The organism is Lactiplantibacillus garii (assembly GCF_003885105.1).
Lineage (GTDB): Bacteria > Bacillota > Bacilli > Lactobacillales > Lactobacillaceae > Lactiplantibacillus > Lactiplantibacillus garii.
On record NZ_QWZQ01000038.1, the window covers coordinates 20160 to 32654 of the forward strand.

The 12495-nt window shown below is 53.2% G+C and carries 8 protein-coding genes; 2 read left to right on the top strand and 6 right to left on the bottom strand.

Annotated elements, in window-relative coordinates; translation table 11 throughout:
- Positions 1–62: 62 nt before the first annotated feature.
- From cydC to D1831_RS10615, 4 genes are all read right to left on the bottom strand, one after another.
- Positions 63–1811 (bottom strand): thiol reductant ABC exporter subunit CydC, encoded by a 1749-nt coding sequence (gene cydC / locus D1831_RS10600; RefSeq protein ID WP_125072916.1) that lies wholly within the window; start codon positions 1809–1811, stop codon positions 63–65.
- On the bottom strand, positions 1811–3544 hold the full coding sequence (cydD, locus tag D1831_RS10605) for a thiol reductant ABC exporter subunit CydD (RefSeq protein WP_125072917.1): 1734 nt from the start codon (positions 3542–3544) through the stop codon (positions 1811–1813). Before cydD ends, cydC begins: the two co-directional genes overlap by 1 nt.
- Positions 3545–3676: 132 nt before the next feature.
- Complete coding sequence (cydB, locus tag D1831_RS10610; RefSeq protein ID WP_125072918.1) at positions 3677–4672, bottom strand: cytochrome d ubiquinol oxidase subunit II; 996 nt, start codon at positions 4670–4672, stop codon at positions 3677–3679.
- The gene (locus D1831_RS10615) at positions 4665–6104 is read right to left on the bottom strand and encodes a cytochrome ubiquinol oxidase subunit I (RefSeq protein WP_125072919.1); all 1440 of its coding nucleotides are present in this window, start codon (positions 6102–6104) and stop codon (positions 4665–4667) included. The genes cydB and D1831_RS10615 overlap by 8 nt, the downstream gene beginning before the upstream one ends.
- 417 nt (positions 6105–6521) lie before the next feature.
- Here D1831_RS10615 and D1831_RS10620 point away from each other — a divergent pair, with 417 nt between their 5' ends.
- On the top strand, positions 6522–9467 hold the full coding sequence (locus D1831_RS10620; RefSeq protein ID WP_125072920.1) for a serine aminopeptidase domain-containing protein: 2946 nt from the start codon (positions 6522–6524) through the stop codon (positions 9465–9467).
- A 42-nt stretch (positions 9468–9509) separates the two neighbouring features.
- Complete coding sequence (locus tag D1831_RS10625; RefSeq protein WP_125072921.1) at positions 9510–9695, top strand: hypothetical protein; 186 nt, start codon at positions 9510–9512, stop codon at positions 9693–9695.
- Between the two features lie 50 nt (positions 9696–9745).
- Here the strand turns inward: D1831_RS10625 and D1831_RS10630 are convergent, their stop codons facing one another.
- Together D1831_RS10630 and D1831_RS10635 are read right to left on the bottom strand one after the other, a co-directional pair.
- Positions 9746–10330 carry an ECF transporter S component gene (locus D1831_RS10630; protein ID WP_125072922.1) on the bottom strand — a complete coding sequence of 195 codons (585 nt, stop codon included), beginning with the start codon at positions 10328–10330 and terminating at the stop codon, positions 9746–9748.
- Positions 10331–10445: 115 nt separating this feature from the next.
- Positions 10446–11867 carry an amino acid permease gene (locus tag D1831_RS10635; protein WP_125072923.1) on the bottom strand — a complete coding sequence of 474 codons (1422 nt, stop codon included), beginning with the start codon at positions 11865–11867 and terminating at the stop codon, positions 10446–10448.
- Positions 11868–12495 lie beyond the last annotated feature (628 nt).

Sequence of the window (12495 nt, forward strand, 5' to 3'; positions counted from 1 at the left end):
GGTTCACAAGCTAACCGACTTTCAGCTCACTTTGATTTTTGGCCCACTCATGATTATTCAAGTTATGACGCGTCCCGCCCGCGGTCCAAATCATAGAGCCGTTTAAACCTGGGCGCGTTGGCATACAGTTCGTCCGGCGTGCCGGCCATGTCAAACTTGCCGGCTTCCAGGAAGCGGACCTGGTCAACGTTTTCGACGCCGGCCAAGTGGTGAGTGACCCACAGGATCGTTTTATCGTGTAAGACCCGGAAAACGGTCGTTAACAGGTGAGCTTCCGTAATCGGGTCAAGGCTGACGGTTGGCTCGTCCAAAATGATGATGGGCGCGTCCTGTAACAGGATCCGGGCCAGCGCTAACCGTTGCCGTTCACCACCCGAGAAGCGGGCGCCCCCCTCTTCCACGACGGTTTCGTAGCCGTCCGGTAACGTTTGGATCAGCGGTTCCAGTTCGACCGCCTTTAACGCGGCCTTGACCTGTTCGTCGGTGGCCCGTTCGTTCCCCATCCGCACGTTATTTAGAATCGACGTGTTAAACAGGTACGGTTGCTGATCCAACACACCAAACAGTTGGGCCCGCTGGTTTTGCAACCGGCTAACCGGGACGTCGTTAAGTTGGACGCTGCCGTCATCCGGTTGTAAATCACCCAAAATCAGCTTCAACAAGGTACTCTTCCCGGTCCCGGACGGCCCGAGCAGCGCCAGCTTTTCGCCGGCTTGCAGGGTCAAATTCAGGTGGTCAAAAATCGGCCGGTCACCCGCTGGGTACTGGAAATTCAGGTCAGCGACCCGCAGCACTTGAAACGGTTCTGTCAGCACGGTCTGGTCGCTTTCGTCAACCGGCGCGGTGTCTAACGCGTTGACCCGCCGAATCGACCGTTGGTAACTCGGCCACTCGCTGACCCCCTGACTAACGGACAGCAGCGCGTCCACCAGCGGGAATACGGACAAAACGAAGGCCGCGATCCAGTTGGAACTAGCTTTGTCGGTGGTCCAATAAAAACTGCTCCAAACAAGCAGTGCGAGGCAGATCACACCAAAGACCATTTGGATGGTGAAGTCCCGCCACCACTGGAAACGGTGGTCCTGGCGCCTAAGCGCCGCAATCTGTTCAATCGGTTGGGTTTGCCGGTCGTAAAAGTCACGCTGGCGACCAGAAATGAGCCAGTCACCTAGTCCCATCACCGCGTCGGTCAGCTGGGTGTAAAAGCCCTGTTGAATTTGCCGGCTCTGCGACTCGCGGGCCCCGTTTAACAGGACCGACCACAGCGGCATCACGATGACAACTAACCCAAGCAGTAACAGCATCAACAACCCGAACCACCAGGTAAAGTAACCCAGCGCGAGGACGATCAGCACGTACATGATCAGCGCGATGACCGTCGGAAACACCGTCCGCAAGTAGAGGTTTTCAATGTGGTCGATGTCGTCGGCTAGAAGGCTGAGAACGTCGCCAGTCTGAAAGTTCTGGCGGATAGCGACGGCGTGCTTGGCAACCGCCTGGTACAACTTTTTCCGAAAATCGGAAACGATCCGCAGCACCCAGTTATGGCTGGTGATCCGTTCGGCGTAGCGAAACGCCGGCCGGCCGATCCCAAACGCCCGGGTCAAAACGATCGGGACGTAGATCATTAAAATGTTATAGGGATGGCGGGCGGCCTTACTGATCAAGTAACCGGAATTAAACATCAGCGCAGACCCGCAGAAAAAGGTCATAAGTCCTAAAAACAGCGTCAGCGCCAATAATTTTTTGTACTTGCGCAGGTAGGGCATGACCCAGCTATCGTGTTTAAACGTTGCAAAAAAGTCTTTCATTACATGGCACCTACCATTTCATGCCGTAACCGGACGTACGCCCCGTTGTGCGCTTCCAGTTCGGCGGGAGTTCCCTGTTCCACGATCTGCCCGTGGTCCATCACGAGCACGTAGTCCATCTGGTTGATCCAGTGGAGCCGGTGGGTCGCGAAGAACACGAGGTGGTCGTCTAAGACCGGTAAAATCGTCTTTTTGAGCTCGGCTTCGGTCTCAATGTCCAGGTGGGCGGTCGGTTCGTCAAACAGTAACACCTTCCGTGAGTCGTCCAAAAAGGCCCGGGCTAACGCGATCCGTTGGGCTTGGCCGCCACTGACCCCGCGGGCGCCCTCCCCGATCTGGGTGTTGAGGCCGTCCGGCAAAGTCTTGATCCAGGCCGTCAACCCGGCCTTGTCCGCCGCTTGACCAATCGCACTCAGGCCGGCTTGCGGTTGGTAAAAGGCGATGTTTTCGGCGAGGGTCGCATGGAAAAGGTACGGATTTTGGGGAATGTAAAAGAAACTTTGCTGCCAGGCCTGCTGGCTCAAGTGGGTCACGGGTTGGCCGTTGACCGTAATCGTCCCCTTACCGGGAGTGGGCGTTAGAAAACCGCCCAACAAGTTGATTAAGGTCGACTTGCCGGAACCCGACGCCCCGATGATCCCAATCCGTTGGTACCCGTGCGCCGTTACGTTTAACTGCTTGAGGGCCGGCTGCTGATCATCATAGCTAAAATCAACGTTCGTTAGAGTTAACGTACTATCCGCCTGCCAGTGTAACGGCGTGGTCCCCAACTGCTGGCGTTCGTCCGCAACCGGTAAGGCCAGCATCGCCTGTACCGCGGCAAAGGCGTTTTTCCCGTTTAACGTGGCGTGGTAGTCGCTGGCAAACTGTCGCAGCGGTAAAAAGTAGTCCGGTGATAACACCAAAATCACTAACGCGGGCAGTAGGCTGATGGTCCCGTCAACCAGGCCAAAGCCTAAGAAGACCGCGACGACCGCGATCGACAGCGTGGTGAAGAAGTCCAGCGCGAAGGTCGACAACATCGCAATCTTGATCACCGCCATGGTTTGTTTACGGTAACCCTCACTCACGTGGTAAACGTTGTTGGCGTACTGCTTGCTGAGCCCCAACTGCTTTAAGGTCGGGAGTCCCCGCAGCGTATCAACAAAGTGGTTCGACATGCGCTGGTAGCCAACGTACTGGCGGTCCGCCTTGGCCTGCGCCGCGTAGCCCAAAATAATCATAAACACGATGATCAGGGGAAAAATGGCTAATAAAAAGAGGGCTTCGCGCCACCGTAAAAAGGCGATGTAAATCAAAATGACCCACGGGATCACCATCATGTCGATAACCTTGATCACGACGAGCATCAGGTAGGTTTGGACCTTATCGATTCCTTCGAGCGCGGTCGTCACCACGTTCCCCGTCCCGGTTTTAGCCACGTAACTCGGGCCCAGTTGGTACAACTTTTGCATCACTTGACGCCGCAAGTCCCCGCTCGTTTTTTCAACCATCGGGTACATCAAACGGTTCTTAACAACCACTAATAACTGGCGGCCGACCCACGCGAGCGCAAAGATCAGCATGGGCTGCACGATTGAGCTGAGGCTGTGCAGCTGCCACAGCCCCACGATGGCCAGCGACAAAAAGTACGCTTGCGCAATAATACATAAACCTTCGACGACCGCTAACAGCGCTAATAACACCGTTAGTCGGCGCATCCCCGGTAGTTTAAATAAAGCCGGATCAAACACAGACGATCCCTCCCAGCTAAAAAAATAATTAAAGGGTCGTGACTCGGCACCCCGGCCAAGTCACGACCCCTCCGTGCTATTAAATTCATTGTACCACCGCACGCCGTGGTACCCCGTTCAAAACGTCACTCGTTACGAAGCTAAGCGCTTGTAAAAGACCCAGTAGCTCCAAATGAAATAGATCAACATGATCGGTAAGACCGTCAGCGAGATCACCGTCATCAAATGCAGCGTGTACGGTGAGTTTGAAGCGTCCTTGATCAGGATACTGTTGACCGGGTTGTTGGCGATCATGACCCGTGGGAAGAGCCCGTTAAATAACAGTACCACCACGTCGATCAGGGACAACCCGCTACTAATAAACGATAACCATTCGTGGTTGCCGTAAACCCCGTAAGTTGCTAGGCAGGTCAAAACGACCAGCGCAACTACCAGGATCAGGGTCGAAACCGGCTTTTTCGTAAAGAAGTCGGTGTTAAAGAAGAGCAGGATGGCGAAAACGACTTCGCCGGCAAACAGGACCCAATAGAGCGGTTTAGCCCACTTTAAGGCCCGTTCGCGCAGGGTCCCGGTCGTCTTTAAGCGGATAAAGTTTAACCCGTGGAGGTAGCAGAGTAACGTGACGGCGACCCCACCGACGATTGAGAACAAGTTCACGTAGTCGGTAAAGTGCGCGGTCATGTCGCCGTTCGCGTTGATCGGCATGCCCTTGACCATCGCGGTAAACATCATCCCAAACAGGAAGGCGGCACAGCCGCTCCCAATGGCCGCGGCCCATTCCCAGAAGTTCCGTCCGGCTTCACTTTCCATCCGGCTGCGGAATTCGAAGGAAACGCCCCGCATGATCAGGGCCACCAGGATCAGCAGTAAGATCAGGTAAAACCCGGAGAAGAGTGACGCGTACCACATTGGAAACGACGCGAACATCGCCCCGCCGGCCGTGATCAACCAAACTTCGTTGGCATCCCAGTGCGGGCCGATGGTGTGAATCACCACGTCGCGTTCTTCGCGGGTCTGCGCCAGGCTCTTAATGGCCATACCGACCCCGAAGTCAAAGCCTTCCAGGAAGAAGAACCCGCTAAACAGCACGCCCACCAGAATAAACCATAAAAATTGTAAGTTACTCATTGCTGAACGCCTCCTTACCATAAGGATCGTACGGTGCATCGTCCGGCGCGTTCAACAAGTCGTCCGGACCGTGGTGTAACGCTCGCCGTGATAAGACGATCATGACGATTCCTAAACCACTAAACAGGCAGAAGTAGATAATGTTGGAAGTTAATAACGAAGCAACGCTGACGTTTGGTGAAACCGCGTCGGCAATCGTTAACAGCCCGTAGACGACCCACGGGTAACGGCCCAGTTCGGTAATGAACCAGCCGGCCGTGTTAGCGACAAACGGTAGGAACGTGCAGATTCCCAGGACCCACAGGAACCAGCGTTGCCGCTCGATCAGCGTGGAACTGGCCCGGTTAAAGATCAGCCCGATAATGGCAATCAGCGCGAACAGTCCCCCGGAAAAGGCCATCGTCCGGAAGCTCCAGAACAGGGTCTTAGTTGGGACGTAGTAGTTCATGTCCTTGCCAAACTTCTTATCGTACTTGGCGTGTAACTCTTTGTTGATCCGGTTTTGGCCCTTCACGTTCCCGTGGAGTTTGTGGTAACTCAAAATATCCAAAACGTACGGTACTTCGATCGACCACTTACTCTTATGGTTTTGTGAATCGATACCTTCAATGACCGCCCAAGCCGCCGGTGAACCAGAATCCTTGTATAAGCCTTCGGTCGCGGCAAACTTCATCGGTTGTTCTTTAATGATGTAACGGGTTTGAACGTCCCCCATGCCGACCACGCCAATCGTGGCGATTAAACCAATAATTAAACTAACCTTGATCGACTTGCGGAAGAACTGCACGTTCTTTTTCTTTAAGAGCGCGAAGGCCGCCATCCCGGCAACGACGAACGAACCAGTCACGAACGCCCCGAACAAAACGTGGGGTAATTCGTACCACAACTGGGGGTTCTTAACAACGGCCCCGAAGCTGGTCATTTGGGCCCGCCCGGTTTTGGCGTTGATCATGAACCCCACCGGGTTTTGCATGAAACTGTTGGCGGCTAAGATCCACATCGCCGAGATCATCGTCCCAATCGACGTGAGCCAGATAAACGCACAGTGCAGTTTGGCGTTAAAACGGTCCCAGCCAAACATCCATAACCCGATAAACGTGGATTCCATAAAGAACGCGACCAGCGCTTCAATCGCTAGCGGTGCGCCAAAAATGTCACCCATAAAACGTGAATATTCAGACCAATTCATCCCAAATTGAAATTCTTGAATAATCCCCGTCACGACCCCAACGGCGAAGCTAAGTAAAAAGATTCGGCCCCAGAATTGCGCCATATGTTTGTACATCGTGTCTTTTTTCACGACGTAGATTGTTTCCATGACCGCAACTACGAAGGCTAATCCAATTGATAATGGCACGAAGAAGAAATGAAACACCGTCGTCATCGCGAATTGGAAGCGTGCTAAGGATAAAATACTTAATCCGAGATTCATAATGGTCCCCCCTTTATTTAAAATTGCTGTTTCAACTATAAGAAAGCGGAAACAATGATTCATCCTTATCATATCAAGCGATAAGTGAAAATTCAATCAATCTCAACTTTTATTCCTAAAATAGTCAAACTGGTTAATTTTCAAAGCCGGTTGCTAATTGATTTGGCGTTGATTAGGTTAGTTTACGGACCACAACTTGACGACTCCAAACGCGGTACCACTACTTCTAAACCCAAAATTGATGTCCAACCCGCGTCGGCGGTCACGTGACATTTAGCTTCATAGTATGAACAGATACCGGTAGCATTTAAAAGCCTCCGTTTTTGACCATTATAAAATTAATAAGCGCTAACAAAACCCGTTATACATGGTATATTCGTAATGCGAAATAGATTAAATCATTGCGAGGAGTAAATAATGAACAGAAAACCGCTAACCAAGCCGGTCATTAACCGGTATAAGATGTTTAAGTACGGTAAGCATTGGGTCTACGCGGGAATCACGTTAGCTAGTGTGGGGACAACGCTATTACTGACGACCACCGCCCAAGCAGCTGCCACCAATCCAAACGACGCGACGCCTAACGCCGCCGTCGCCGCACAACCGACCACGGCCGCGCTGACGACCGCAGCCGTGACGGACGGGGCCGCCGCGCCGGCAACAACGCCGGAAGCGACCGTTCCTGACGCCGAAGGAAACGGGGACGGGACGACACCAACGGACAATCAGGGGACGACTAATGATGTCCCAACCACCCCGGGTTCTGAAAACAACCTGCCCACTAGCCAGGACGGTTCCCAAGCCGACAACCAGCGCCCTTCCGATGCCGGAACGGCGAGCGACGCCGGGCAACCGTCGCAAGGCAGTACAGACGGCTCAAGCGAAGATACGGGTGCAAGCGCCGCGCAGCCATCCGACGGCACCGTTAATTCCGACGCGGCATCGGACGACCAATCTGGCGATGCCACGCCCGCGGACAGTTCCGAAGTCACGGATTCATCAACGGCCGGTACGCCGGCAACTTCAACGAACGGTACTGACCAGTCGGAAGCGGCCACCACGCCAACCCTAAAGCGCCCGGCAACCGTGTCGGCCGTGGCGACGAGTGCACCGCTAACGACGGCGGCGTCCCACGGTCCCGTCTACACCACCGACGACAAAACGTTGTATAACGACGGCAAAGTCACCATTGAACAAACCGGGCCGTACGCCATTACGTGGAAACAGGTTTCCAATACGACCACCACGGAGACCCGCACCGTCACGCTGGACGCCAGCGACTTCGTTAACCTAGTCAAAACGATCAACGACGCGACGGGAAACACCGCCAAAATTGCTGCGGCCAAGGCGAAGTATCAAGAAATGCTGGCCCAGTTAAAGGCCCTGCCAAGCAAAATTGCCAGCCAACTCGTCGGCAACCTGCTTTACCAAGTGGTCTTTACCGGAACCGGGTCCCAGGCGCTCTCCAATTTCCGGACGGCGTTAGACCCGACTCGTTACGACATTTCCAATACTTGGACTGGGCTTGATCCGGTGGCCTACGCCGCCGACCGGGCTGCCGCCGAAACTTACTACCCGGCCGCCGTGACTTGGTACAACAACGTCGCTAAGGAAACCTGGTCTTTGCCAGAGTACAACCAGCCGACGCAGTACGTCCGGGCGACCTACATTCAAAACGGCGACGCCACCAAGACGGTCGTCATTGGTCAGGGGTGGACGGAACGTCCCGACTGGATCGGTTACGTGTCTAAAATTTGGTACGACATGGGTTACAACATTTTAATGCCGAGTCAGCGGGGCCAATTTCTGAGCGACGGCAACGACATGACCTTCGGCTACCAGGACAAGTACGACTGGCTCAACTGGGTTCGCTTAGTTGACGAACGAAACGGCAAAGATAGCCAGGTCGTGTTCTACGGGCAGTCGTTAGGTGCCGACACGGTGATCGAGGCGGCGTCCGTACCGGGCCTATCCAAATCGGTCAAGGCCGTGATCGCCGATGCCGGTTACGCGACCCTGCCAGAATTAGGGAGTTCGCTGTATAACAAGGCGGTCGCCGCCGTTTCGACCAAGCTTCAATCGGTGGGCTTACCAGCCATTACCAGCATCCCGTTCTTGTCGTACGACCAAGTGTTGGCCGTCATCAACAACCGTTTAATGAAACAACAGGGCTTTAGCATTGACGACGTATCCGGCGTGAGTGCCGCTAGCAAGGTCACGGTACCGCTAATGCTGATCCACACCGAAGACGATGCCTTTATTCCGTACACCCAGTCCTTAGAACTGGCCGCCGCGAATAATTCCAAAATCAAAACGGTATGGATCCTGCCCGGCGAAGTGGGCGGACACGCCGGTGCCAATAACGCCGTGTTGCAATATACCCAGCACATTAAGGACTTCTTAGCCGAAGCCACGGCAACCGCCACCGACGTGGATACGGGCGAAGCAACGGTACCCGATGGAACGACCACTACTCCGGATGAAACTACCGCTACGGACGGTCACACGACCCCCGAAACTCAGCCCGACGCGGGTACCACTGGTCAAACAACCACGAGCGGTCAAACCGGCAGCCAGGCGACTACAAACAACGGTCAGCCGAACGGGACTGACCAACCGAAGAACCAGACACCAACTGAGACTGATAATGCGGCCGTCACTGACCAACCGTCTGCGGACAACGGGCAGACCAGTCACCCAACGATCACCGTGTCCGAGAGTACCAGCACCGATCAGTCAACTGATCAATCGTTGACTTCGACGACGGCACCACGGACCGGTACGGTTGAGCAGACTCCTAACGCAACGACTGCGCCATCAATAACGCCGGGTACCACGACGCTGGCCCAAGCCGAGCCCGAGGACGTCGACGCACCGACGAACCCGGTCACCTTAGCACCAACGACTACCAAGGCGGCCACGCCAACTCAGCCAAGTACGGCTGTCGCATTAAACGTGTTAACGGACACCAACGCGAGTCCCGTGAGTGCCGCGGCCATCGCAGCCGCCCACAATTTGAACGCTTCAACGGTCAAACCAATTCAAAACGCCGACCAGTTGATCACTCAGGATCACAGCGGTTCGGTCGTCACGGCCAGTTTGATGGTTGACGAAAGTACGCCGGTGGACGCGACAACGACGCTGGCCACCGTTGCGCCCGTTGCCACCACCGCCGTCGTGACCCCGACCCCCTTAGTGGATCACACGACCGCCCCCACCAGCGCGGCCGCGGATCACGCTAAAGCCGCGACGTTACCGCAAACGTCCGAACGGCCACAATCGTGGTTAGCCGCGTTCGGTGCGAGTTTAGCCGCCCTGGCGACCGGACTGTGGGCCAGCTTGCGGCGCCACTTCAACCGTTGATCACTATCTAAAAAATCCTAACCGTGTTATAGTAACGACACGGTGCACGGGGAGGAAATTGGCACGCAGGTTCACTTTAAATTAGAAGGTCAGCCGCACGTTGGCACGATTGCCAAGGCGTACACCAACGCTTACCTGATTGAATTTGAAAGCACGGACCCTGAAATTGTGGATAAGTATCATAATAAAGTGATTATTAGTCAGAAGCAGGTTCAGGCCGTCAAATAGCAAAAACGCGATCTTCGAATGAAGGTCGCGTTTTTTTGATGGTCTTTTAATTAGTTGCGCTTAAATCGTAACAGGGCCGTCCCAATCAGCGGCGTTAGGATCCCGGCTAAAATGGCCTCCGGTACCCCGTTGGTCCCCACGATAGTCAGCAGGTACGGCATAAGTTTACTCAGGTCGAGCTGGTAAAAGCCGGCCGCCTGGTTGCGGTACAGCGTCCCAATCAGTCCTAGTACGAGGATGGTATTGGTCAGCGACCCGGCCACCCCCGCGAGTGTTAAACCCAGCGTTGGTTGTTTGCGGCGGTTGAACCAGATAAACAGCCAGCCGGCCATCACCCCAATCAGGACCCGCGGAACGACCGATACCAACGGGTTGGTAAAGACGATTGGGGCTAACGCGCTGGTGGGCGCCACGAAGGCCCGAATCCAATCGATCAGTCCCCAGATGCCGCCAATTAACGCCCCGTCCCTGGGCCCTAAGATCACGGCGGCAATGATCACCGTGATGTGGATCGTCGTCAAACTCAGCCCCGCAATCGGAATGTACCCGAAAAACGGAACAATATTTTGAATAATAATAATTGCCATTAAAACGGCTAGAACACTAATGTGGTAGGCGTTTGACCGTCGCTGCATCCCCGTTCACCCCAAACCTTCGAATTTACTGAATGTGTTCATTATAACATTGCCGTTTTGCGCGGACTAGCTAAAAAACGAGCCCGCAAGCGGACCCGTTTTGATAATTGTTTAGTTATTTTTCCGTTTGACGCAAGTTGGCTCGAATACGGGAATGCCGGTAACTGTATAGGAAGTAGATAATGAGCCCAATCACTAACCAGATGGCAAACATGTGCCACGTAAAGGCCTGCAGGTTGATCATGAGGTACAGGCACGCGAGAAACGATACAACCGGCAATACCGGGTAGAACGGCACTTTGAACGAACTGTTAATTTGTTGCAGCGTTTCGTGTTGCCGTAAAAAGACGACCCCGATCGAAACCATCGCGAACGCAAACAGCGTCCCAATGTTAACGAGTTCGGCAATTTTATCCAGCGGGATCACCGCGGCGAAAATGCTGGCAATCACGCCAAAGATCCAGGTACTCTTGACCGGCACCTTGGTTTTAGGACTGAGTGTCCGGAACGCCTTGGGTAACAACCCGTCCCGGCTGATAGCGAACAGTAAGCGGGTTCCCCCGTACAGCATCACGATCAGCACGGTCGTCATCCCGACTACGGCCCCCAGGGAAACGATTCCGGCCGCCCAGTTTTGGTGGATCACGGCGAGCGCGTAGGCAACCGGGTCACCCACGTTTAACTTGGAATAGTGCACGACCCCGACCAGCACGGCCGCCATCGCAACGTACAGGATCGACGCGACGACCAGCGAGCCAATGATCCCAATCGGCATGTCGTGCTTGGGATTTTTAACTTCTTCGGAGGCCGTTGAAACGGCGTCAAACCCGATGTAGGCGTAAAAGGCTAGCGACGCCCCCTTGACTAACCCGTGGACCCCGTGGGGCATGAACGGGTGGAAATTGGCCGGCTTAACGAAGAAGATCGCTACGGCAATGAACAACACGATCACTAAAATCTTAACGATCACCATGATCGAATTGACCCGGGTCGATTCCTGGACCCCGCCAACCAGCAGAAGTGAAATTGCTAAAACCACTACGAAGGCAATGATATTAAACCCGGCGTGCGGTGCGCCGGCGGTCCCGGCCGCGGCGGACCAAAATTCCGGCAGTTTAAGTCCAAAACCACTAATTAAGTTTTGGAAATACGACGACCAGCTGACCGCCACCGACGAGACCGCGAACAGGTATTCAGAAATTAAGGACCAGCCTAAGATCCACGCGAGAAACTCACCAAAGACGGTATAGACGTAGGTGTAGGCACTCCCGGCGAGCGGGATGGTCGACGCAAACTCGGCGTAACAAAGGGCAGCTAACGAACAAACCGCGGCAGCAATCACAAAGGAGAGCATGGCGGCCGGCCCGGCGTACTTCGCCGCGATGATCCCGGGGGTGATAAAGATCCCGGAGCCGACGATCGCCCCGACCCCCATCATCGTTAAGCTAAACGCGTTTAACGTTTTGGCGAGGCCGCTTTTATTAAAATTGGCTGGATTGACCGGCTTTTTCACCAGTAGCCGCCGTGATTCTTTCATTTTATCGTTGCCTCCTAATCGAATTCTTATTAATACAACGTTTTTAATTTTATTGATTTTCACACAAAGTGTCAAGCAAAACCGGACCACTTCGACTAATTTTCGTTATAAAGCCGATAAATAAGCGGTTTCATCTACTTTGGTCATTTTAAACAAACGTTGATTTTTATCCATTACGGTGGCAATTATCAAAACTTATTATTCAATTAAAATTAATCACATTCTAATATTAAAAATTTGATCGACAACCTCAAAAAAATGGCTATCGTAAATGGCAAAACTTTATCTATCGAGTTCAAGTTTCATTTAAAATAAAAATTACAAAAAAGAACCCAATTCGTAAATGAATTGGATTCTCAAATTAGTCCTTATCAGCACCGGTTGACAAAGAGCCTTTAAAAATCAACCAAGTCGACAACCTCCAATAATTTGACGACTGTCGACCTGATTGATTTTTAAATGTTATTTCAGAGTAACATCTCATTACATCCACTACTTCATATCATTGGTCATCTTCTATACACTCATTATAAGAATCATTCATCTCATAATGGTACCACCAATTGCCGTAACAACTTTCCATACATATTCTAGGAGTTTTTGTAGAAACGAAGCATTAAAAAATTTT